Consider the following 22,527-nt stretch of genomic DNA (forward strand, 5'->3'; position numbering starts at 1 on the left):
GCCCCGGTCGGGGTGTCCGCCGCGGCTTGGCCATTCTTAATGAAGGGATCCTCTGAGTCCAGCCTTTGAAACAGACAGATTTCTGCGATGTGTCGATGGATTCACAGGTCGGCGGCGGCCGGTCGGGGAGCCGGCCCGGCCTTCGGGCCCTCCCCGGACGCGCCCTGCCGGCCCTCGTCGGCGACGGCCTCCGCGGCGACCTCGACGGGCTGGAGAACGGGCTCTGCCGGATCGTCCGGAACGGCCTCCGGGGCCGCCTCGCCGACGTCCTCGGAGGCGCCCTCGGGGGCGCGCTCCCCGGCCCCGCCCGGTGCCGCGTCGGCCGTGCGCTCCGGCACCGGTACGGGCTCGGGCACGGGCTCCGAAACGGGCTCCGACACGGGCTTCGCGAGCGGCTCGGACGCGGGCTCCGCGTCCGGCTCGCGCGCGAGGTCCGGCCCGGCCGCCGCGCCCTCCGCCCGGGGTTCCGCTTCCGGCTCCGCCACGGGCACGACGACAGGCCCCTCGGCCGCCTCCGGGACCTGCTCGGCCAGCCGCTCCGCCGCCGCCCGGTGCAGCTCCGCGGCTCCCGGGTCGCCGACGCCGTCGACGAGGTCCGCCAGCCGGAGCTGCACCGCCGCCCGCAGCGCCGTGTCACCCAAGAGCCGGGCCATGTCCATCGCGCGGGTGCACGTCCTGATGGCCTCCCGCGGGTACCCCGCGTACATCTGCACCCGCGCCACCTCGCCCAGCGCCCGCGCCTGCCCGCCGACGTCCCCGAGCCTGCGGTGCGCGGCCACCGCCCCGCGCCACTCGCGCAGCGCCCAGCCCCAGGCCCCGGCGTACGTGTGCACCGCGCCCAGCCGGGCCCGCAGCCGCGCCTCGTCCGCCAGCTCGCCGCGCGTCTGCCGCAGCGCCAGCGCCCGCCCGAACCAGTCCGCCGCCCGGCCCCAGTCCCGTAGCTCCTGGTACGCCGCCCCGACGGACTCCAGCGCCCGCCCCACCGGCTGCGGGTCGCGCGCCTCGCGCGCCGCCGCCAGCGCCCCCTGGTACCGGCCGAGCGCCTCTCCGGGCCGCTCCGCGCGCAGGTCCAGGTCGCCGAGGTTGAGCAGCGCCGCCGCCTGCTCCCACACCAGCCCGCGCCGCTCGGCGACGCCCAGCACCAGCTCGTGCAGCCGGTACTGCTCGGGCGCGGCGTCCGCCTCGCCCCGGTGCGCCCCCAGCGCCCGCGACAGCGCGGCCACCAGCCGCCGCGCCAGGGTGTCCAGCTCCCCGTCGGCGACCGCCATCCGGGCCCCGGCCAGCAGCGACGGCAGCCGGCTGCGCAGCCACGCGGCGGCGGCCTCCGGCGACGGGAAGCGCAGCGCCCGCGGCAGCCCGGCGAGCCGGGCGTGCACCGCGGAGCCGGCGGGTTCGGTCACGGCCCGGCAGGACTGGAGCAGGCGTACGTACCGCTCCAGCATCCGGGCCCGGGCGAGCAGCACCTCCTCGTCCGCCGCGCCGGCTTCCAGCACCCCGCGCAGCAGCGGCTGGAGACAGCCGGGCACCTCGTACTGCGTCAGGCTCTCCTGCTCCGGCTCCTCCTCGCCTTCCGCTTCCGGCCGGGGCTGCGGCACGCGACGCAGCAGCCCCTGGCGGGCGCAGTCCGCGAGCGTGGTGCGGGCCGCGGCGACCGTGCAGCCGGCCAGCGCGGAGGCGGAGTGGGCGTCGACGAGCCCGGCGGGCGCCAGCGGCAGCAGCCGCAGCAAGTGCGCGACCTGCGGCGGCAGCGCTTCGTATACGAGCCGGAACGCCCGCGCCAGCGCCTTCGGCCCGGACGGCCGCCCGGCGGACCCCTCGGTGCTGTCGCCCTTGCGGCGCAGCTCCCGTACGGCGTCGGCGACGCACGCCTGCGGGTGCCCGGCGAGCCAGCCGCCGGCGAGCACCAGCGCCGCGGGGTGGCCTGCGCACTCCTCGGCCAGCACGTGCGTGGCCTCGGGGTCGCAGGCGATCCGCGTCTCACCGGCGTACGAGGCGACCAGCGCCAGCGCCGCCGCGGGCTCCAGCCCGCCCAGGGTGCACGGCCGTACGTCCGGGACGCCCTTCAGCGGGCCCTCGGCAACGGCGACGACGAGGCAGTCACGCGACTCGGGGACCAGTTCGAGAAGCTGCTCGGGGGCGGTGACGTCGTCCAGGACGAGCAGCGCCGAGCGCTCGGCCAGCGCGGCGCGCAGTTCCCCGGCCAGGTGCTCCGGGCCCGCGCCGGCGACCGGCGGCACGCCGAGGGCGTCGAGCAGGTCGCGTACGGCCCGCTCCAGCGGCACCGCCTCGCCGCCGGGGCCGGAGAGCCGCGCGGTGTGCACGCCGCCGGGGTAGTCGCCCGCGACGTCGCGGGCCAGCTCGGCGGCGAGCGCGCTGCGCCCGGAGCCCGGCCGCCCGGCGATGAGCAGCACGCGGCTGCGCGGGGCGGGGCGGCCGGCGAGGGTGTCGAGCCCGGCGCGCGCGATGTCGGCGCGCAGCGCGTCGAGCTCGCGGGTCCTGCCGACGAACCGGTGGGGGGCGGCCTGTTCCGTCACGCCGGTGAGCGTAATTCACCCAGCGTGAAGGTCGGGTCACGTGACGGCACATGGCCGAACGCCGGAACGAAAATCACCGCATCGGATCAACCGCCCGGCGGCCCCCCACCGGGTCGCTCAGGGCGTGAACGGGCGGGCCGGCCAGGGGGCGTTCGCCGGGCGCAGCGCGTCGAGACCGCCGCCCGCGCGGGCGGCCTGGAGCGCCAGCACGCCCAGCATGAGGCAGTTGTTGTGCAGGTCACCGGCGAGGACGCCGCGCAGCAGATCGGCCACCGGGACGCGGTCGATCGTGAGGTCCAGCTCCTCGCCCTCGGCGGCGAAGCGCTCGCCCTCGGCCTCGGCCACGCCGCGGGCGAGGAAGACGCGCACGGCCTCGTCGCAGCCGCCGGGCGTGGTGTAGACGTCGACCAGCACGCGCCAGTCGTCGGCCCTGACGTGCGCCTCCTCGTACAGCTCCCGCTGGGCGGCGCTCAGCGGGTTCTCGCCGGGCACGTCGAGGAGCCCGGCGGGGATCTCCCAGAGCTTGTGCCGTACGGGGTGGCGGTACTGGTTGAGGACCAGCACGCGGTCCTCGTCGTCCAGGGCGAGGACCGCGACCGAGCCGGGGTGGACCTGGTAGTCGCGGCGGGCGACGGTGCCGTCCGGCATCACCACGTCGTCGGTGCGCACGGCCGTCTTGGCGCCCTTGAACGGCACCTCGGAGGCGACGACCTCCCACTCGGCCGCGGTGTCCCGCAACTGCTCCGCCATCACTTGCCCCCCTCGCGCACGACGGTCACCGGATGCTGCGCACCGGCGCGCGCGCCCTGCGGCCCGGCCTGCTGCCGTACGGGGCCCTGCTGATCCGCTCCCGTGTGCCCCGCGCCCTCGTGCCTCGCCCGCTCCTGCCCGGCGACGGCGGCCTTGAGCAGCCCGGCGAACAGCGGGTGCGGCCGGGTCGGGCGCGAGCGCAGCTCGGGGTGGGCCTGGGTGGAGACCAGGTACGGGTGCACCTCGCGCGGGTACTCCACGTACTCCACGAGCTTGTTGTCCGGGGAGGTGCCGGAGAAGGCGAGTCCCGCCTTCTTCTCCAGCTCGCTGCGGTAGGAGTTGTTGACCTCGTAGCGGTGCCGGTGGCGCTCCTCGACGTAGGGCTGGTCCGCGTACGCCTCGCGTACCACCGAGCCCTCCGCCAGCTTGGCCGGGTAGAGGCCCAGGCGCATCGTGCCGCCCATGTCGCCCTCGCCCGCGACGATGTCGAGCTGCTCCTCCATGGTGGAGATCACCGGGTCGGTCGCGGCCTGGTCGAACTCCGTGGAGTTGGCGCCCGCGATGCCCGCGAGGTTCCGCGCCGCCTCGATGACGATGCAGTGCAGGCCGAGACAGATGCCGAGCAGCGGCACGCGGTTCTCCCTGGCGTACGTGATCGCGCCGATCTTGCCCTCCACGCCGCGCTCCCCGAAGCCGCCGGGGATGACGATGCCGTCCACGTCCGCGAGGTGCTTGCGGGCGCCCTGCGGGGTGCGGCAGTCGTCGGACGTGACCCATTTGATCTTGGCGCGGGCGTTGTTGGCGAAGCCGCCGGCGCGGATCGCCTCGGTGACCGACAGATAGGCGTCGGGCAGGTCGATGTACTTGCCGACCAGCGCGATCGTCACCTCGTGCGCCGGCTGGTGCACGCGCCGCAGCAGGTCGTCCCACTCGGTCCAGTCCACGTCCCGGAACGGCAGGTCCAGCTTGCGGACGACGTACGCGTCCAGGCCCTCCGCGTGCAGCACCTTGGGGATGTCGTAGATCGACTTGGCGTCGATGGCGGCGACGACGGCGGCCTCGTCGACGTCGCACATCAGCGAGATCTTCCGCTTGATCGCCGCCGGCACCTCGCGGTCCGCGCGCAGCACGATCGCGTCGGGCTGGATGCCGATGCTGCGCAGCGCGGCGACCGAGTGCTGCGTCGGCTTGGTCTTCAGCTCGCCGGACGGGCCGATGTACGGCAGCAGCGAGATGTGCACGACGAAGACGTTGTCGCGGCCGACCTCGTGCCGCACCTGGCGGACGGCCTCCAGGAACGGCAGCGACTCGATGTCGCCGACGGTGCCGCCGACTTCCGTGATCACCACGTCCACGTCGTCGGACGCCATGCGCCGGATACGGGACTTGATCTCGTTGGTGATGTGCGGGATCACCTGGACCGTGTCGCCCAGGTACTCGCCGCGGCGCTCCTTGGCGATCACCGTGGAGTAGACCTGGCCGGTGGTGACGTTCGCCGAGCCGTCGAGGTCGACGTCGAGGAAGCGCTCGTAGTGCCCGATGTCCAGATCGGTCTCCGCGCCGTCGTTGGTGACGAAGACCTCACCGTGCTGGAACGGGTTCATCGTGCCGGGGTCGACGTTCAGATACGGATCGAGCTTCTGCATGGTGACTCGCAGCCCGCGCGCCTTGAGCAGCGCACCGAGGCTGGAGGCGGTGAGCCCCTTGCCGAGCGAGGAGGCGACGCCTCCCGTGACGAAGATGTGCTTTGACGTCGTGGATGGCATGGCCAAGAGGGGCTCCCGTGGTCGCTGACGAGGTGCGTGGCGGGGTGCCCCAGATCGAGGTGGGTCGCTCGGCAAGCGCCGCCGCCACATGCCCGGCCGGCCCTCCGCTCCACGGGCTACCAGGGTATCAGGGATCCCCTGGTCACCGCCCGCGGCCAACCGCTGTCCATCCGCCCAACCCGATCGGACCAGGAGGAATCCGCGACCGTGGCGCACGCGCGCACGCGAAGGCTCTATCCTCTGCGGAACGCACTTCTAGCTGGAGAGGCACGTGGCCGGGCGGATCGAGGACTACGCACTTCTGGGCGACATGCAGACGGCCGCGCTCGTCCGTCGCGACGGCACGGCCGACTGGCTCTGCCTGCCCCGGTTCGACTCCCATGCGGTGTTCGCCGCCCTACTCGGGACCGAGGAGCACGGCTTCTGGCGCCTCGGTCCCGCGTACGCCCCGGAGTCCGGCCCGCCCTCCGCCACCCGGCGGCGCTACCGGGGCGACTCGCTGGTGCTGGAGTCCGAGTGGGACACCCCGCGCGGCACGGTCCGGCTGATCGACTTCATGCCCCCGCGCGACGGCGCCGCGCCGCAGCTCATCCGCATCGTGGAGGGTGTCACGGGCCGGGTGCCGATGCGCTCCGCGCTGCGCATGCGCTTCTCCTACGGCCGCATCGTGCCCTGGGTCCACCAGACCGACGACGGCCGCACCGTCGGCGTCGCCGGGCCGGACTCGGTGTGGCTCGACGCCCCGGTGCCGACGTACGGCCGCGACCTCACGACGTACTCCGACTTCACCGTCGGCCCCGGCGACCGGCTCGCGTTCACGATCAGCTGGCAGCCCTCGCACCGCGAGCCGCCGCAGCCCGCCGACCCCGAGGCGGCGCTCACCGCCACCGAGGACTTCTGGCAGGAGTGGACCGAGCAGTGTACGTACCACGGCCCCTACCGGCACGCCGTGATCCGCTCGCTGATCACGCTCAAGGCCCTGACGTACGAGCCCACCGGCGGCATCGTCGCCGCGCCCACCACCTCGCTGCCCGAGGACATCGGCGGCGTGCGCAACTGGGACTACCGCTTCACGTGGCTGCGTGACGCCGCCATCACCCTGTCGTCCCTGCTGCGCACCGGCTACCACGAGGAGGCGCGCGCCTGGCGCGAGTGGCTGCTGCGCGCCGTCGCGGGCGACCCGGAGAACCTCCAGATCATGTACGGCATCGCCGGCGAGCGCGAGCTGGGCGAGTCGGAGCTGGACTGGCTGCCGGGGTACGAGCAATCCCGCCCGGTGCGCGCCGGCAACGGCGCGGCGGGGCAGTTGCAGCTCGACGTCTACGGCGAGGTCGTCGAGGCGCTGCACCTCGCGCACATGACGGGCCTCACCCGCAACGACTACGCCTCGCTGCTGCAACTGAAGATGATCCGCTGGGTCGAGGAGAACTGGGACCGCCCCGACGAGGGGCTGTGGGAGGTGCGCGGCCCGCGGCGGCACTTCGTGCACTCCAAGGTGATGACCTGGGTCGCCGTCGACCGCACGATCAAGCTCATCGAGTCGGGCGAGGCCGACGGCCCGCTGGAGCGCTGGCAGCGGCTGCGCGACGACATCCACCGCGACGTCTGCGAGAAGGGCTACGACCGGCAGCGCAACACCTTCACGCAGTCGTACGGCTCGAAGGAGCTGGACGCCTCGCTGCTGCTCATCCCGCAGGTCGGCTTCCTGCCGCCGGACGACAAGCGCGTCATCGGCACCATCGAGGCCATCCAGCGCGAGCTGGGCACCCCCGACGGCTTCATCCGCCGCTATCCGACCGCGGGCGACGAGACGGGCAGCGACGGGCTGCCGGGCGACGAAGGGGCGTTCCTGGCCTGCTCGTTCTGGATGGCGGACGACCTGGCGATGATCGGCCGGGTGCAGGAGGCGCGGCAGCTCTTCGAGAAGCTGCTGGCGCTGCGGAACGACCTGGGGCTGCTCGCGGAGGAGTGGGACCCGCGGCTCCAGCGCCAAGTGGGCAACTTCCCGCAGGCGTTCAGCCACGTGCCGCTGATCGACACGGCGCTGCGGCTGAGCGCGTCGGGAGCGTACGGGTAGCTCCGCGGGGGGCGCGTGGGGGCGCGGCGGCGGTGCCGGGTGCTCCGATGCGCCGCCGGAGCCGCGCGGGCCGTCACGAGTGGCTGTACGTCATCAGCTCGTCGTAGATCGACAGGACCTGGGTGACGGTGTCGTCCTCCGTCGGCCAGGTGCTCGCCTGCGCGCGGCCCGCGGCCGAGAGGTTCGCGCGCCGCGCCGGGTCGTGGAGCAGGCCGGTCACCGCGTCGGCGAGCGCGCGGGAGTCCCCGTACGGCACGAGTTCCGCCGCCTCGCCGACGAGTTCCGGGACCCCGCCGACCGCGGTGGCCACCAGCGGGGCGCCCGCGTGCAGCGCCTCCTGGGCCAGCACCGGGCGCGCCTCCCACGGGCTGGAGAGCACCGCGACGTCCGCGGCGGCCAGCAGCCGCGGCAGGTCGTCGCGGCTGCCCAGGAGCCGTACGGGCAGCTTCTCGGCATCGATACGGCGCTGGAGCCGCCCGCGCCCCGGGCCCTCGCCGGCGACGGCGAGCAGCGGGCGCTCCGGCAGCGCCCGCCACATGCGGGCGGCTTCGAGCAGCGGGTCGTGCGCGCCGTAGGAGGCGAGCGGGGCGGCGGTGAGCACCAGGGGCCGGTCCAGGGCGCCGAGTTCGGCGCGCACCTGCTGCCGGCGCAGCGCGGCGCCGGCGCCGCCCGGGTGCGGCTGCCGGGGCGCGGGGACGGCGATCGGCGCGAGCCGGGCGTCGCGCGCGCCGCGGCGGCGGGCGCCGTCGACGAGATCGGTGGTGGCGCCGAGGACGACGCGGGCCGAGCGGGACACCCGCCGTTCGAGGAGGGGCACCATCCGGCCCCGTACCCCGTCCGGGTGGTTCCTCGTGTGCCAGGTGAAGACCAGCGGCCGGCGCTGGCCGAGGATCGTCGAGCACGCCATCAGCCCGCACTGGAGGCCGTGCGCGTGTACGAGGTCGGCGCCCGCGCACGCCGCACGCAGGGCGGTTGCCGTGCACAGCGGCGCGGTGGCCAGCCCGCCGCGCTCGGGCAGCCGGGCGACGTTCGCGCCGGCGGCGGCGAATCCGTAGCGCTCGGCGGTGGCGGGGGTCGCGACCACCGTGACCCGGATGCCCCGGGCCACCAACCCGGCCGCCAGCGAGCGCACATGGACGCCGCTGCCGGCCTCGCCACGGCCGACGAGCTGCACGGCGTGCAGCGCGGTGGGGCCGTGGGGCGGTGCGGGGGTGCTGCTCACTGGGCCGGAACTCCTGTCCGTGGCGTCGCAGGGCCTGCCCAGGATGCCACTCCCGGGGAGTCGCCGGGCCCGGCTCGGCGCCGTCAACCGCTCTGTACGGGCGTACAGGTCAGACATGCACCACCCTTCCGGGCGATGCCCCGCACGCCCGTCGCGCACCGGGACGGTGCGCAAACGGGGGCGGACACCGCGGTCCAGCGGGCCGACCACTTCGGTAGACGCACCGCGATCGGGCCGGGTTGCCCCACGACACCCGTTCGGCCCACACGCGGTGTCCCGCCCCGCGCGTGGCCCCCGTCACACGCCGCCGTCACACGCCGCCGTCACACCGCGCGGCTACTCCGCCCCGGCGCGGGCCGCCGCGAGCAGCTCCTCCGCGTGCGCGCGGGCGGTCTGGGAGTCCTCCTGGCCCGCCAGCATGCGGGACAGCTCCCGCACCCGCGCCTCGCCGTCCAGGACGGTGACGCCGCTGCGGGTGACCGAGCCGTCGCTGGTCTTCTCCACCAGCAACTGGCGGTCGGCGAAGGCCGCGACCTGCGGCAGGTGGGTCACCACGACGACCTGCGCGCCGCGCGCCAGCCGGGCGAGGCGGCGGCCCACCTCGACGGCGGCCTTGCCGCCGACGCCCGCGTCGACCTCGTCGAAGAGGTACGTCGGCACGGGGTCGGAGCCGGCGAAGACCACCTCGACCGCCAGCATCACGCGCGACAGCTCGCCGCCCGAGGCGCCCTTGGCGATCGGCCGCGGCGGGGCGCCGGGGTGCGGGGCGAGCAGCAGTTCGGCCTCGTCCACGCCCGTGGGCCCGTAGGCGACGTTGCGGCCGCCGATCTCCAGCCCGTCGGCGTCCTCGGCGACCTCGGTGCGGCGCAGGTCGACCGTCACCCGCGCGTGCGGCATCGCCAGCTCGGTCAGCTCGTCGGTGACGGCGGCGCCGAAGCGTTCCGCGGCGTCCCCGCGCGCCTCGGTCAGCGCCTCCGCGAGCTGCGCCAGCTCGCCGCGGAGCGCGTCGCGCTCGGCGGTCAGCTCCTCGATGCGGTCGTCGTCGCCGTCCAGTTCGGCGAGCCGGGCGGCGCCCGCCTCGGCCCAGGCGAGGACGGCGGAGACGCTGCCGTCGCCGGGTGCTCCTTCGCCGCCGGCGGTGGCGGCGGGCTCGTGGCCGTACTTGCGGGTCAGGTGGGTGAGCACCGAGCGGCGCTCCTCCACGACGGCCAGCCGCAGCGGGTCCGCGTCGATGCCGTCGCCGTACGCCGCCAGCTCCTGCGCCACGTCGCCGAGGAGGATGCCGACCTCGGTGAGCCGGTCGGCGAGCCCGGCGAGCGCCGGGTCGTGGGCCCGTACGGCCGTCAGGGCGCGCTGTGCGCCCGCGACGAGCGTGCCGGCGTCCACGGCCTCGGGGTCGGCGGGATCGCCCGCGAGCGCGGCGTGTGCGGCGGCGGAGGCGGCGGCCAGGGCCTCGGCGTGGCCGAGCCGCTCGGCCTCGGCGGCCAGCTCGACGTCCTCGCCGGCCCGCGGCTCGGCGCCGGAGACCTCCTCCAGGCCGAAGCGCAGCAGATCCGCCTCCTGCAACCGCTCACGCGCCCGGGTGGTGATCTCGTCCAGCTCGGCGCTGACGGCGCGCAGCCTGCGGTACGCCGCCGAGTACTTGGCCAGCGGCGCGGCGACCGCGTCGCCCGCGTACCGGTCGAGCGCCTGCCGCTGCCGCGCGGGCTTCAGCAACCCCTGCTGGTCGGTCTGCCCGTGCACCGCGACCAGGTCGTCCGCCAGCTCGCCGAGGAGCCCCACGGGCACGCCGCGGCCGCCCAGGTGCGCCCGCGAGCGGCCTTCGGCCGAGACCGTACGGCTGATGAGCAGGGCGCCGTCGTCCAGCTCCGCGCCCGCGTCCTCGGCCCGCACCGCGGCGGGCGAGCCCTCGGGTACGGCGACCCTGCCCTCCACGACGGCGGACTTGGCGCCGATCCGTACGAGCGCCGCGTCCGCGCGACCGCCGAGCAGCAGCCCGAGGCTGGTGACGACCATGGTCTTGCCGGCGCCGGTCTCGCCCGTCACGGCCGTGAAGCCGGGCGACAGCTCGACGACCGCGTCGTCGATGACGCCCAGGGACTGGATCCGCATCTCCTCCAACACGGTACGACCATACGAGGTTCCGGCACCGGGTTGCGAGGGGCGTCCTGATCACCGGCCGCCGGGAGCCGGTGCCGGGCGCCCGGCACCGGGCCGCGGCGGCGGGCGGAAGGACCGTGCGTGGGACGGGCCGCGCGTCAGTTCGGCGCGCCCCGCCAGCCCGCCACCGGCAGCGCGAACTTGGCCACCAGCCGGTCGGTGAACGAGGCGTGGTGCAGCCGCGCCAGCCGCACCGGCACCGCGCCGCGGCGCACCTCGACGCGCGCGCCGGCCGGCAGGTCGACGGTGCGGCTGCCGTCGCACCACAGCACGCCGTGCTGGTTCGTCGGCTGCACCTCCACCGCCAGGATGGAGTCCGGGGACGTCACCAGCGGCTTGGCGAACAGCGCGTGCGCGCTGATCGGCACCATCAGCAGCGCCTCCACCTCGGGCCAGACGACGGGCCCGCCGGCCGAGAAGGCGTACGCGGTCGATCCGGTCGGCGTCGCGCAGACGACGCCGTCGCAGCCGAACCGCGAGACGGGCCGGCCGTCGACCTCGGTGACGACCTCCAGCATCCGCTCGCGGGCGGCCTTCTCCACCGACGCCTCGTTGAGCGCCCAGTCGGCGTGCACGGTCCGGCCCTCGTTGCGTACGAGGACGTCGAGCGTCATCCGCTCCTCGACCTCGTACTCCTTGGTCACCACGCGGTCCACGACCTTGTCCAGGTCGTCCCGCTCGGCCTCGGCGAGGAAGCCGACGCGGCCGAGGTTGACGCCGAGCATCGGCACCCCGGAGCGACGGGCGAAGGCGGCGCCGCGCAGCAGCGTGCCGTCACCGCCGAGCACGATCAGCAGCTCGCAGTCGTCCATCACCCCGGGGCCCGCGTCCACCAGCTCCGCCTCCGGCGGCAGCGGCAGGTCGGCGGCCTCGCCGGCGAGCACGCGCACGCCGACGCCGGAGCGCAGCAGGCCGCGTACGACCAGCTCGGCGCTGCGGATCGCCGCCGGCCGGCCGGTATGCGCGAGCAGGAACACGGTGCGGTCTGTCATGGAGGCCCCTCCGCCACGGCACGTGCCACGTCCGCCGGGTCCAGCGCGGGCGCCCCGGCGCGCAGCCACAGAAAATACTCGACGTTTCCCTTCGGCCCGGGCAGCGGGCTGGCCGCCACCCCGAGCACCCCGAGCCCGAGCGCCGCCCCCTGCCCGGCGACACCGCGCACGGCCTCGGCGCGCAGCTCCGCGCTGCGCACCACGCCGCCGCTGCCCAGGCGCTCCTTGCCGACCTCGAACTGCGGCTTGACCATCAGCACGAGGTCCGCGTCGGGCGTGGCGCAGCGCACCAGCGCGGGCAGCACGAGCCCGAGCGGGATGAACGACAGGTCGCCGACGACGAGTTCTGCGGGGGTGCCGTCGAGGTGGTCGAGCGTCAGCTCGCGGACGTTCGTACGGTCCCGGACGGTGACCCGGTCGTCGCTCTGGAGCTTCCAGGCGAGCTGGCCGTAGCCGACGTCCGCGGCGACGACGTGGGCGGCGCCGGCGCGCAGCAGCACGTCGGTGAAGCCGCCGGTGGAGGCGCCGGCGTCCAGGGCGCGCCGGCCTTCGACGCGCAGCCCGCGGGGCCCGAACGCGGCCAGCGCGCCGGCGAGCTTGTGGCCGCCGCGGGAGACGTAGTCGGGGTCGGCGTCGTCGGGGACGACGACGACGGCGGCGGACGTCGCGACCTGGGTGGCGGGCTTGCTGGCGACCAGGCCGCCGACGGTGACCCGGCCGGCGGCGATGAGGCGCCCGGCGTGCTCGCGGGAGCGGGCCAGCTCGCGGCTCACCAGCTCGGCGTCGAGCCGGCGCCGCCGAGCACCGCTCACGGGTTCCCCGGGCGGTACGGGTGTGCGCCGGGGCGGGGCGGGGTGTGGCCGTAGGGCGCGGGCGGCGGGGGGCCGGGCGGCGCGGGGCGGGCGTGGCCCTGCCCGTACGGCGCGGGGCTCCCGGGCGCGTGCGCGGGGGCCGCGGCCGGGGCGCCGCCCGGCGCGGGGGCGGGCGGGGACGGCCCCTCGGCGCGGTCCAGGTCCTCCAGGGCCTCGCGCATCCGGGCGTGGGCGTCCTCGTAGACCTCCAGGTGGCTGCCGGTCGGCAGCTCGTCGGCGTCGGCGAGGCGGTCGAGCGCGGCGTCGACGCCGGCGTTGCCGGTGGGGGTGCGCCCGACGCCGAGCGGCACCGGCCCGGCCTCGGCCGGTTCGGGCACGGGCTCCGGCTCGGGCACCGGTTCCGGCCGGGCCTCCGGTGCCGGTTCCGGTTCCGTCGCGGCAGGCGCCGCGGGCCCGCCGGCGGTCTCTGCCCCGCCCCCGAAGCCCGGTTCCACTACGGCCCCGTGGCCCCGTTCCGCTACGGCCCCGCCGCCCGGCTCCGCCGCGCCCCCCGCGCCCGGCTCCGGCCACCGCGGCGCCGGCTGCCGCACGTACGGCGGCAGGGTCGCGGTCTCGGGCTCCGCTGCGGGCATCGGCGTCGGCTCGCTCATGCCACAGACCGTACCCCGAACCACTGACAGGACCCCGGTCAGACCCAGCCGGCCGCCGCCGCCCGCGCCTTGCGCGCCGCCGGGACGACCAGCGGCGTGCCGGTCTCCGGGTCGTCTATCACCTGGCACTTGAGCCCGAAGACGTCCTCGACCAGCTCGGCGTCGACGATCTCGTTCGGATGCCCCTCCGCCACGATCCGCCCCTCGCGCATGGCGATCAGGTGCGTGGCGTAGCGCGCGGCGTGGTTGAGGTCGTGCAGCACGGCGACAAGTGTGCGGCCCTGGGTCTCGTGGAGTTCTGCGCACAGGTCGAGGACCTCGATCTGGTGCTGGATGTCGAGGTACGTCGTCGGCTCGTCGAGCAGCAGCAGCGGCGTCTGCTGCGCCAGCGCCATCGCGATCCACACCCGCTGCCGCTGCCCGCCGGACAGTTCGTCGACATAGCGGTCCGCCAGCTCCACCACCCCGGTGGCGGCCATGGACTCCTGGACGACCCGCTCGTCCTCCCGCGACCACTGCCGCAGCAGCCCCTGGTGCGGGTAGCGCCCGCGGGCGACGAGGTCGGCGACGGTGATGCCGTCGGGCGCCACGGACGACTGCGGCAGCAGCCCGAGTATCCGCGCCACCTTGCGCGCCGGCAGCGTGCCGATCGCGTCGCCGTCCAGCAGCACCGCGCCGGTGCTCGGCTTCAGCATCCGCGCCAGCGCCCGCAGCAGCGTCGACTTGCCGCAGGCGTTGGGCCCGACGACGACGGTGAACGAGGAGTCGGGCACCGTCACCGACAGGTGCTCGGCGACGACCCTGCTGTCGTAGGCGAGGGTGACGTTCTCGGCGGCGAGACGGCTCACTGCGGGACTCCTGTTCGGCGTACGGTCTTTCATATCCGGCCCGCCCGTCGTTCCGCGGCGAGCAGCCAGAGGAGGTAGACGCCGCCGAGCACGCCGGTGACGACGCCCACGGGCACCTGGTCGGCACCGAAGGCGCGCTGCGCCCCCCAGTCGGCGACGACCAGCAGCGTGGCGCCCATGAGCGCGGCGGGCACCAGGTTGGGGCCGGGCGCGCGGGTCAGCCGGCGGGCGAGCTGGGGCGCGGTGAGGGCGACGAAGGCGACCGGCCCCGCGGCGGCGGTGGCGGCGGCGGTGAGCAGCACGGCGGCCAGCAGCACCACGAGCCGTACCTTCTCGACGGGCACGCCCAGCGCGTACGCCGTGTCGTCGCCCATCTCCATCATCCGCAACGGCCGGCCGCAGGCCAGCACGAGCGGCACCAGCACCGCGCAGACCGCGGCCAGCGGCCACACGTGCGTCCAGTCGCGCCCGCCGAGCGAGCCGGTGATCCACAGGGTGGCGCGGGCGGCGTCGACCAGGTCGGCCTTGGTGAGGAGGTAGTTGATGACGCCGGTGAGGATGGCGGCGGCGCCGATGCCGACGAGGACGAGCCGGTAGCCGGCCACGCCCCGCTGCCAGGCGAGCACGTAGATCGCCACGCCGGTGGCGATCCCGCCCGCGACGGCGCCGAGCGCGACCGCCTCCGAGCCGCCCTTGAAGAGCACGATGACCACCAGCGCGCCCACCGCGGAGCCGTGCGAGATGCCCAGGACGTCCGGGCTGCCCAGCGGGTTGCGGGAGATGGCCTGGAACACGGCCCCGGCCAGCCCCAGCGCCGCGCCGACGAGCAGTCCCACCAGCACCCGCGGCAGCCGCAGTTCCCGGACGATGAACTCCTGCCCGGGCTCGCCGCCGCCGAGCAGCGTGCGCACCACATCGCCGAAGGAGATGGGGAAGTCGCCGGTGCCGACGAGGACCACGGCGGCGGCCAGCGCGGCGGCGGTGAGCAGCAGGCAGACGAGCAGGGCACGCAGGTCGAGGCGGACCGACAGATCGCCCTTCGTGCCGCGTACGTTGAGCGTTCTCACAGCTTCGCCATCCTCCGGCGTCGTACGAGATGGATGAACACCGGTCCGCCGAGGATCACGGTGACGATCCCGACCTGTACCTCCGCGGGCCGGGCCAGCACCCGGCCGAGCACGTCGGCGCCGAGCAGCAGCACGGGCGCGAGGACGGCCGCGTACGGCAGGATCCAGCGCATGTCGGGCCCGGTCACGGCGCGCACCATGTGCGGGATCATCAGCCCGACGAAGACGATGGGGCCGCAGGCGGCGGTCGCGGCGCCGCACAGCAGCGTGACGGCGAGCATGGCGGTCACGCGGGTCCGCGCGAGGTTCGCGCCGAGGGCGCGGGCGGTGTCGTCGCCCATGGCCATGGCGTTCAGCGGGCGCGCCAGCAGCAGCGCGAGGACGATGCCGACGGCGAGGAACGGCAGCACCTGCCGGATGGTGGTCATGTTGGCGGAGGCGAGCGAACCGGTGGTCCAGAAGCGCATCTTGTCCAGCGCCGCGGTGTCCGTCAGCTCGACGGCGCGTACGTAGCCGAAGAGCGCGGCGGTGGCGGCGGTCCCGGCGAGCGCGAGGCGCACGGGCGTGGCGCTGCGGCTGCCGCCGAGGGCGTAGACGACGACGGAGACGGCGGCGGCGCCGGCGAACGCGAACCAGACGTAGCCGGCGACGGAGGTGATGCCGAAGAAGCTGATGGCGCTGACGACGGCGGCGGAGGCGCCGGCGTTGATGCCGAGGAGACCGGGTTCGGCGAGGGGGTTGCGGGTGAGGGCCTGCATCACGGCACCGGACAGGCCGAGCGCGGCGCCGACGAGGAGGCCGAGGACGGTGCGCGGGACGCGCATGTCGCGGATGACGACGTCGGTGTCGCTGCCGTCGTAGCCGAAGAGGCCGTGCCAGACCTGGTCCAGCGGGATGGGCTTGGCGCCGATGGCGATGCTCGCCACGCAGACGAGCAGCAGCGCGGCCACGGAGGCGACCAGTCCGGCGGCGCGCGGCGAGAACCACCGGCGGCGCGGCGGGGCGTCCTTGATTGCGGAGTCCGTACGGGGAGCGGCGTCGACCAACACCCAGTTAGGTTAGCCTACCCTGATCATACGGTGGAGAGGGCGGACGCTCACAGCCCGAGGCGGGCCAGAGCCTTCCCCGGGTCGAGGCCGCAGGAGCCCTCCCCCGCGTACGTCCACGCCGCCGCGCACAACGCCCGCAGCCCGTCCAGCGGTTGCCCCTCGCCGTCGAGCCGCAGCTCCGGCTCCGTACCGCGAACCGACGCGCTCCAGCCCCCGCACCGCGCGACGCAGCCCCCGCCCTCGCCTCCGCCCGCCACCGCCACCTCCGGCTGGGCGGCCGACAGCCCGCGCAGGTCCGCCGCCACATACGCCGGCCGGTGCCGCGGAAGCGCCGCCAGCAGCTCCGCGGCACCGGTGACGCCGGTCAGCACCAGCAGCGCGTCGACACCGCCGTTGTACGCGCCCTCGATGTCGGTGTCGAGCCGGTCGCCGACGACCAACGGCCGCCGCGCCCCGGTCCTGATGATCGTCTCCCGGTGCATCGGCGGCTCCGGCTTCCCCGCCACCCGCGGCTCCGCGCCGGTGGCCAGCCGCACCACGGCCAGCGCCGCGCCGTTGCCCGGGGCGATGCCGCGGGGGGTGGGAATCGTCAGGTCGGCGTTCGACGCGAACCACGGCACCCCGCGCTGCACCGCGAACGCCGCCTCGCTCAGCCGCCCCCACGTCATCTCCGGCCCGCCGTGCCCCTGCACCACCGCCGCCGGGTCGTCGTCCGCCGACTCCACGATCCGCAGCCCGCGCTCACGCAGCGGCCCGTACAGCCCCTTCCCGCCGACCACCAGCACCCGCGCCCCCGGCGGCACCGCCTCGGCCACGAGCCGCGCCACGGCCTGCCCCGAGGTGACCACGTCCGCCGGCTCCGCGTGCACGCCCATCGCCGTCAGCCGCCCGGCGACGACGTCCGCGGGGCGGGAGGCGTTGTTCGTGACGTACGCCAGCCGCATCCCGCGCGCCCGGGCGCAGGCCAGCGCGCCGGCGGCGTGCTCGACGGCCGCGCCGCCGATGTAGACCACGCCGTCAAGGTCCAGCAGCGCCGTGTCGTACGCCGTGCACAGCGGCTCCGCACAGGCGTCGGTGCGGGTCCTCACGGGCGGGCTGGTCACGGCGGCGGCTCCTCGGACGGACGATATCGACGCCTCGATCATCGCGCATCGGCCGCGGCGCATACGATCCGGTCCATGCAGCGTTCACCCGGCCTCGACCTCCGCCCCTTCCGCGGGCTGCGCTACGCGCCGTCCCGGGTGCGCAGCCTCGCCGCCGTCACGTCCCCGCCGTACGACGTCGTCGTCCGGCCCGACGGGCTGCACCACCTGGAGACCGCCGACCCGTACAACATCGTCCGCCTCATCCTCCCGCAGGCCGACGCCCCCGCCACCCGGCACCGCCTGGCCGCCGACACCCTGCGCCGGTGGCGCGCGGAAGGCGTGCTCGTGCCTGACCCCCGTCCCGCGCTCTACGTGTACGAGCAGCGCAGGGGCGGACTCCTCCAGCGGGGCGTCATCGGCTTGCTGGCGCTGAGCGAGCCGGCGGCGGGCGTGGTGCTGCCGCACGAGGACGTGATGGAGGAGGTCGTCGCCGACCGCGCGGGCCTGATGCGCGAGACCGCCGCCAACCTCGAACCGCTGCTGCTGTCGTACCGCAGCGACGGCGCGGCCACCGGCACGGCCGCCGTCGTCGACCGCACGACCGCGAGCACCCCGCTGCTGGCCACCACGACGGAAGACGGCTTCGCGCACCGGCTGTGGGCGGTGACCGACGCGGACGACATCGCGGCGGTACGCGCCGACCTGGCGCGGCGGCAGGCGCTCATCGCGGACGGCCACCACCGCTGGGCGACGTACCTGCGGCTACGGGCCGAGCAGCCGGCGGGCCCGGACGCGGCCGGGCCGTGGGGCTACGGGCTCGTCCTGCTGGTCGACACGGCACGCCACCCGCTCGTCGTCCGCGGCATCCACCGCGTCCTGCGCACGCTCCCGCCCGCCGACGCACTGCGCCTCCTCGGCCCCGCCGCCCGCGTCCGGCCGCTCGCCGTACCGCTGCCCGCCGCGCTGACGGCGCTCGAAGAGACGAAGGGCAACGCCTTCCTCCTCGCGGGCGCGGACGGCCTGCACCTGGTCGACCACCCGGACCCGGACCTGCTGGCCCGTACCGTACGAACCGACCGCCCGGAGGCATGGCGCGACCTGGACGCCACGGTGCTGCACGCCACGCTCATCGAGCACGTCTGGCAACTCCCCGACGACCCCGAGCACATCGGCTACGTCCACGACGCGGCAGCCGCAGCCGCCCAGGCGGAGCGCCTGGGCGGCACGGCGGTGCTGATGAAGCCGGTGGCGGAGGACGTCGTACGGGAGCTTGCGCGGGACGGGGTGACGATGCCGCGCAAGTCCACGTCGTTCGGCCCGAAGCCGGCCACGGGGCTGGTGCTGAGGGCGCTGGACCTGGGTTAGGTCAGCGCTGGGAGTCCTCGTCGGCAACCGCCGGATCGTCCTCGTCGGTGAAATCCGCGTCACCCACCACGGCACCCTCCGCCGACGAGTCCTCCGCTTCCTCCCCCAGGTCCTCGACGTCCTCGCCGTCCGCGGTGTCCTCGGCGTCCCCGATCTCCTCCGCATCCGGGTCAAGCGCGTCGGTGAACTCGATGCCGTCCAGCTCGGCCAGCCGGTCGGAGGCGTCCGTCAGCCCCTCGTGGTCGGCTTCGACGGCCTTCGCGAACCACTCCCGCGCGTCCTCCTCGCGGCCGACCTCCAGCAGCGCGTCGGCGTAGGCGTACCGTAGCCGCGCGGTCCACGGGTGCACACCGGTCGACGCCAACTCCGGGCTCTGCAAGGTGACGACGGCGGCGTCGGCCTGCCCCAGGTCGCGCCGCGCCCCGGCGGCGACCAGCCGCATCTCCACCTGCCCGGCCTTGTCCAGCCGCTGCACCTCGGGCTCACCGGCCATCGCCAGCGCACGCTCCGGTCGCCCCATGCCGCGCTCGCAGTCGGCCATCACCGGCCAGAGGTCGGGACGCCCGCTCATCCGCCGCGCGGCCCGGAACTCCGCCAGCGCCTCCTGGTAACGCTGCGTGTGGTACGCGGCGAAGCCGGCGGCCTCCCGCACGGCCCCGACCCGGGAGGCGAGCCGCAGCGCCACCTTGGCGTGCTCGTAGGCCCTGGGCGCGTCTTCGTCGAGCAGCCGGGCGACCATGACGAGGTTCTTGGCGACGTCCTCGGCAAGGGTCTTGGGCAGGCTCTGCAACTCCTGCCGCACGGACTTGTCGATCTCATACCCGGTGACGTCCTCGGGGATGAACAACCGCCGCACGGGCGGCCGCTCGCCCTCACGCCGCGGCCCACGGGGCCGATCCCCCCGCCGATCGTCACGCCGCTCGAAGCGCCCTCCACGCCCGTCACGGTCCCCGTCACGCCGGGGCCCGCGGGACCGGTCGTCGTCACGGCGGAAGTCCCGCCGCGGGCGGTCGTCGTCACGACGCGGACCACGCGGACGGTCATCACCGCGGTGGAAGTCACGACGGGGACGGTCGTCGTCACGACGCGGACCGCGGGAACGGTCGTCGTCACGCCTGAAGTCACGACGGGGACGGTCATCATCACGACGCGGACCACGCGGACGGTCGTCATCACGCCGAAAGTCACGACGGGGACGGTCATCATCACGACGCGGACCACGCGGACGGTCGTCATCCCGGCGAAAATCACGACGGGGACGGTCATCATCACGACGCGGACCACGCGGACGGTCGTCATCACGCCGAAAGTCACGACGGGGACGGTCATCATCACGACGCGGACCACGCGGACGGTCATCATCCCGGCGAAAATCACGACGGGGACGGTCATCATCACGACGAGGGCCACGCGGCCTATCGTCATCGCGCCGGAAGTCCCGCCGCGGACGGTCGTCGTCACGACGGGGACCGGCGGGACGATCGCCATCCCGGCGGAAGTCGCGACGCGGCCGGTCGTCACCGCGGCCGAAGTCGCGCCGCGGACGCTCGTCGTCGCGCCGGAAGGCAGGACGAGGCCGGTCGTCGTCGCGCCGGAACCCCCGCGACCGGTCGTCTCCACGCCGGTCGTCGTCACGACGGGGCCCACGCGGACGGTCGTCGTCACGGCGGAAATCCCGCCGGGGGCGGTCGTCTTCACGCCGGGGGCCACGGGAACGGTCGTCGTCACGGCGGAAGTCCCGCCGCGGCCGGTCATCCTGCCGCCACGCCGATCCGCGCCCCTGCCGGTCCCCGTCCGTACGCCGCGGCGCCCCGCGCCGCTCTCCGTCCCGGTCCCGCCGGTCGAAACCACGCCCGTCACCGTCACGACGCCGGCCGCGGCCGTCACGGTCCTCGTCACGCCGGTCAGGTTCGTTGGTGGTCATCACTACGCTCCTCTAACTCCGGTGGTACCGGAACGACAAAACAAAAAGGACCTGTGGGTCCCAGCGCTCACGCTGGGACCCACAGGTCCTCAATAATTGTTCGGCGGTGACCTACTCTCCCACACGGTCCCCCATGCAGTACCATCGGCGCGGTCGGGCTTAGCTTCCGGGTTCGGAATGAGACCGGGCGTTTCCCCAACGCTATGACCACCGAAACCCTCAAAGGGTCAGCGAACAAGCACACTCTTCAGTTAAGTGAACAAACTCAAGCCAACCCTGACAAACAATGGTTTGTTGTCTGGGAACAACACAGTGGACGCAAGCAGCTATGGACAAGCCCTCGGCCTATTAGTACCGGTCACCTCCACCCCTCACAGGGCTTCCAGATCCGGCCTATCAACCCCGTCGTCTACAGGGGGCCTTAACCCCACTAGGGGGTGGGAGTCCTCATCTCGAAGCAGGCTTCCCGCTTAGATGCTTTCAGCGGTTATCCCTCCCGAACGTAGCCAACCAGCCATGCCCTTGGCAGAACAACTGGCACACCAGAGGTCCGTCCGTCCCGGTCCTCTCGTACTAGGGACAGCCCTTCTCAAGACTCCTACGCGCGCAGCGGATAGGGACCGAACTGTCTCACGACGTTCTAAACCCAGCTCGCGTGCCGCTTTAATGGGCGAACAGCCCAACCCTTGGGACCGACTCCAGCCCCAGGATGCGACGAGCCGACATCGAGGTGCCAAACCATCCCGTCGATATGGACTCTTGGGGAAGATCAGCCTGTTATCCCCGGGGTACCTTTTATCCGTTGAGCGACGGCGCTCCCACAAGCCACCGCCGGATCACTAGTCCCTGCTTTCGCACCTGCTCGACCCGTCAGTCTCGCAGTCAAGCTCCCTTGTGCACTTACACTCACCACCTGATGACCAACCAGGCTGAGGGAACCTTTGGGCGCCTCCGTTACATTTTAGGAGGCAACCGCCCCAGTTAAACTACCCACCAGACACTGTCCCCGATCCGGATCACGGACCCAGGTTAGACATCCAACACGACCAGAGTGGTATTTCAACGACGACTCCACAACCACTGGCGTGGCCGCTTCACAGTCTCCCACCTATCCTACACAAGCCGAACCGAACACCAATATCAAGCTATAGTAAAGGTCCCGGGGTCTTTCCGTCCTGCTGCGCGAAACGAGCATCTTTACTCGTAATGCAATTTCACCGGGCCTATGGTTGAGACAGTCGAGAAGTCGTTACGCCATTCGTGCAGGTCGGAACTTACCCGACAAGGAATTTCGCTACCTTAGGATGGTTATAGTTACCACCGCCGTTTACTGGCGCTTAAGTTCTCAGCTTCGCCACCCCGAAGAGTGACTAACCGGTCCCCTTAACGTTCCAGCACCGGGCAGGCGTCAGTCCGTATACATCGCCTTACAGCTTCGCACGGACCTGTGTTTTTAGTAAACAGTCGCTTCTCGCTGGTCTCTGCGGCCACCCCCAGCTCCCCACGTAAAGTGGTTCACCGGAAGCGGCCCCCCTTCTCCCGAAGTTACGGGGGCATTTTGCCGAGTTCCTTAACCATAGTTCACCCGAACGCCTCGGTATACTCTACCTGACCACCTGAGTCGGTTTAGGGTACGGGCCGCCATGAAACATCGCTAGAGGCTTTTCTCGACAGCATAGGATCATCCACTTCACCACAATCGGCTCGGCATCAGGTCTCACCCATAATGTTGCGCGGATTTACCTGCACAACGGGCCACACCCTTACCCCGGGACAACCACCGCCCGGGCTGGACTACCTTCCTGCGTCACCCCATCACTCACCTACTACAAGCTCGGATCACCGGCTCCACCACACCCACCACATCCCGAAGGACCCGGCGGGGGGCTTCACGGGCTTAGCATCACCTGATTCGATGTTTGGCGCTTCACAGCGGGTACCGGAATATCAACCGGTTATCCATCGACTACGCCTGTCGGCCTCGCCTTAGGCCCCGACTTACCCTGGGCAGATCAACTTGACCCAGGAACCCTTAGTCAATCGGCGCACACGTTTCCCACGTGTGTATCGCTACTCATGCCTGCATTCTCACTCGCGAACCGTCCACCACTACCTTACAGTGCGGCTTCACCCGGCACACGACGCTCCCCTACCCAACAACACACCCGTTAGAGCTATTGTGCTGCTGACACGACTTCGGCGGTACGCTTGAGCCCCGCTACATTG

General features: G+C 73.6%; 16 protein-coding genes and 2 rRNA genes (1 of these 18 cut by a window edge). 3 read left to right on the forward strand and 15 right to left on the reverse strand.

All coding sequences use genetic code 11. The features are described from left to right. Positions 1-101: 101 nt before the first annotated feature. The 3 genes from QBL21_RS22675 to QBL21_RS22685 form a co-directional block, all read right to left on the reverse strand. Positions 102-2,534 (reverse strand): tetratricopeptide repeat protein, encoded by a 2,433-nt coding sequence (locus QBL21_RS22675; RefSeq protein ID WP_407564057.1) that lies wholly within the window; start codon positions 2,532-2,534, stop codon positions 102-104. A 117-nt stretch (positions 2,535-2,651) separates the two neighbouring features. Further along, positions 2,652-3,284, reverse strand: coding sequence for an NUDIX domain-containing protein (locus tag QBL21_RS22680; protein WP_407564058.1), 633 nt, complete (start codon positions 3,282-3,284; stop codon positions 2,652-2,654). Next, the gene (locus QBL21_RS22685; protein WP_407564059.1) at positions 3,284-5,050 is read right to left on the reverse strand and encodes a CTP synthase; all 1,767 of its coding nucleotides are present in this window, start codon (positions 5,048-5,050) and stop codon (positions 3,284-3,286) included. The genes QBL21_RS22680 and QBL21_RS22685 overlap by 1 nt, the downstream gene beginning before the upstream one ends. Positions 5,051-5,321: 271 nt before the next feature. On the opposite strand from QBL21_RS22685, the gene QBL21_RS22690 reads away from it, so the two are divergent. Then, positions 5,322-7,127 carry a glycoside hydrolase family 15 protein gene (locus QBL21_RS22690; protein ID WP_407564060.1) on the forward strand — a complete coding sequence of 602 codons (1,806 nt, stop codon included), beginning with the start codon at positions 5,322-5,324 and terminating at the stop codon, positions 7,125-7,127. A 73-nt stretch (positions 7,128-7,200) separates the two neighbouring features. Here QBL21_RS22690 and QBL21_RS22695 read toward each other — a convergent pair whose 3' ends face one another. From QBL21_RS22695 to QBL21_RS22735, 9 genes are all read right to left on the reverse strand, one after another. Beyond that, positions 7,201-8,349 carry a glycosyltransferase family 4 protein gene (locus tag QBL21_RS22695; RefSeq protein WP_407564061.1) on the reverse strand — a complete coding sequence of 383 codons (1,149 nt, stop codon included), beginning with the start codon at positions 8,347-8,349 and terminating at the stop codon, positions 7,201-7,203. A gap of 336 nt (positions 8,350-8,685) precedes the next feature. Beyond that, entirely contained in the window at positions 8,686-10,461 is a 1,776-nt protein-coding gene (gene recN, locus QBL21_RS22700; protein WP_407566519.1) for a DNA repair protein RecN, read from the reverse strand. A 146-nt stretch (positions 10,462-10,607) separates the two neighbouring features. Further along, complete coding sequence (locus QBL21_RS22705) at positions 10,608-11,501, reverse strand: NAD kinase (RefSeq protein ID WP_407564062.1); 894 nt, start codon at positions 11,499-11,501, stop codon at positions 10,608-10,610. Further along, positions 11,498-12,313 (reverse strand): TlyA family RNA methyltransferase, encoded by an 816-nt coding sequence (locus tag QBL21_RS22710; RefSeq protein WP_407564063.1) that lies wholly within the window; start codon positions 12,311-12,313, stop codon positions 11,498-11,500. Before QBL21_RS22710 ends, QBL21_RS22705 begins: the two co-directional genes overlap by 4 nt. Then, positions 12,310-12,963: a hypothetical protein gene (locus tag QBL21_RS22715; RefSeq protein WP_407564064.1), complete on the reverse strand. Its 654-nt coding sequence runs from the start codon at positions 12,961-12,963 to the stop codon at positions 12,310-12,312. The genes QBL21_RS22710 and QBL21_RS22715 overlap by 4 nt, the downstream gene beginning before the upstream one ends. Positions 12,964-13,001: 38 nt before the next feature. After that, the gene (locus QBL21_RS22720) at positions 13,002-13,844 is read right to left on the reverse strand and encodes an ABC transporter ATP-binding protein (protein WP_407564065.1); all 843 of its coding nucleotides are present in this window, start codon (positions 13,842-13,844) and stop codon (positions 13,002-13,004) included. Beyond that, positions 13,841-14,878, reverse strand: a complete 1,038-nt coding sequence (locus QBL21_RS22725) for a FecCD family ABC transporter permease (RefSeq protein ID WP_407564066.1) — start codon at positions 14,876-14,878, stop codon at positions 13,841-13,843. The genes QBL21_RS22720 and QBL21_RS22725 overlap by 4 nt, the downstream gene beginning before the upstream one ends. Continuing rightward, entirely contained in the window at positions 14,875-15,924 is a 1,050-nt protein-coding gene (locus tag QBL21_RS22730; protein WP_407566520.1) for a FecCD family ABC transporter permease, read from the reverse strand. The genes QBL21_RS22725 and QBL21_RS22730 overlap by 4 nt, the downstream gene beginning before the upstream one ends. A 50-nt stretch (positions 15,925-15,974) precedes the next feature. Continuing rightward, a complete protein-coding gene (locus tag QBL21_RS22735) occupies positions 15,975-17,030 on the reverse strand; it encodes an HAD hydrolase-like protein (protein ID WP_407564067.1) in 1,056 nt (351 codons plus the stop codon). A gap of 75 nt (positions 17,031-17,105) precedes the next feature. Here QBL21_RS22735 and QBL21_RS22740 point away from each other — a divergent pair, with 75 nt between their 5' ends. Continuing rightward, positions 17,106-18,377: a DUF1015 family protein gene (locus QBL21_RS22740; RefSeq protein ID WP_407564068.1), complete on the forward strand. Its 1,272-nt coding sequence runs from the start codon at positions 17,106-17,108 to the stop codon at positions 18,375-18,377. A gap of 1 nt (position 18,378) precedes the next feature. On the opposite strand, the gene QBL21_RS22745 is transcribed toward QBL21_RS22740, so the two are convergent. After that, on the reverse strand, positions 18,379-19,179 hold the full coding sequence (locus QBL21_RS22745; protein WP_407566521.1) for a hypothetical protein: 801 nt from the start codon (positions 19,177-19,179) through the stop codon (positions 18,379-18,381). A 249-nt stretch (positions 19,180-19,428) separates the two neighbouring features. Between QBL21_RS22745 and QBL21_RS22750 the strand changes: the two genes are divergently transcribed. Next, entirely contained in the window at positions 19,429-20,397 is a 969-nt protein-coding gene (locus QBL21_RS22750) for a hypothetical protein (protein WP_407564069.1), read from the forward strand. 2 nt (positions 20,398-20,399) lie between these two features. Here QBL21_RS22750 and rrf read toward each other — a convergent pair. Further along, positions 20,400-20,516: ribosomal RNA gene (rrf, locus tag QBL21_RS22755) — 5S ribosomal RNA — on the reverse strand. A gap of 113 nt (positions 20,517-20,629) precedes the next feature. Then, a 23S ribosomal RNA gene (locus QBL21_RS22760) occupies positions 20,630-22,527 on the reverse strand; it runs 1,232 nt beyond the window's last position.

Source organism: Streptomyces sp. 184 (assembly GCF_045781775.1).
In the GTDB taxonomy this organism is placed as follows: Bacteria; Actinomycetota; Actinomycetes; order Streptomycetales; family Streptomycetaceae; genus Streptomyces.

Excerpts from the sequence above, each read along its gene's own strand:
- QBL21_RS22705 (WP_407564062.1), bottom strand. The coding sequence starts at position 11,501 with ATGACAGACCGCACCGTGTTCCTGCTCGCGCATACCGGCCGGCCGGCG.
- recN (WP_407566519.1), bottom strand. The coding sequence starts at position 10,461 with ATGCGGATCCAGTCCCTGGGCGTCATCGACGACGCGGTCGTCGAGCTG.
- QBL21_RS22680 (WP_407564058.1), bottom strand. The coding sequence starts at position 3,284 with ATGGCGGAGCAGTTGCGGGACACCGCGGCCGAGTGGGAGGTCGTCGCC.
- QBL21_RS22720 (WP_407564065.1), bottom strand. The coding sequence starts at position 13,844 with ATGAAAGACCGTACGCCGAACAGGAGTCCCGCAGTGAGCCGTCTCGCC.
- QBL21_RS22715 (WP_407564064.1), bottom strand. The coding sequence starts at position 12,963 with ATGAGCGAGCCGACGCCGATGCCCGCAGCGGAGCCCGAGACCGCGACC.
- QBL21_RS22685 (WP_407564059.1), bottom strand. The coding sequence starts at position 5,050 with ATGCCATCCACGACGTCAAAGCACATCTTCGTCACGGGAGGCGTCGCC.
- QBL21_RS22740 (WP_407564068.1), top strand. The coding sequence starts at position 17,106 with ATGCAGCGTTCACCCGGCCTCGACCTCCGCCCCTTCCGCGGGCTGCGC.